The sequence below is a fragment of the Massilia mucilaginosa genome (assembly GCF_011682145.1).
Taxonomy (GTDB): domain Bacteria; phylum Pseudomonadota; class Gammaproteobacteria; order Burkholderiales; family Burkholderiaceae_D; genus Telluria_A; species Telluria_A mucilaginosa.
This window is the reverse complement of the sequence record NZ_WHJH01000405.1, coordinates 1-219: the sequence shown is the minus strand read 5'-3', so window position 1 is coordinate 219 and position 219 is coordinate 1. Positions and strand designations below refer to the sequence as shown.

Annotated in this window: 1 protein-coding gene; it reads right to left on the bottom strand. The window is 57.5% G+C overall.

Annotated features, from left to right (window positions below; genetic code table 11):
* Window positions 1-219 (bottom strand): transposase (locus F2P45_RS35360; RefSeq protein WP_187367283.1); only part of this gene is annotated, 219 nt, incomplete at both ends.

Genomic DNA, 219 nt, shown 5'->3' with positions numbered 1-219 from the left:
TGATGTAATTTTCGGCCTGACCGCGCGCGCAATAAATATCTTCGTACAACATGCCGGCATCGAGTCCTGGCAGCGAGGTCACGATGAAGCGGGTGTTCTCGCCAAGCGCCATGACCTCGGCCTTGAGAAGCACGCGCCAGGCCTTCGGCCACGAGCGCGCCTTGTAAGTAAATTCATCGAACAGACGCACCGCATTGGGTACCACGTCTTGCGATTGCG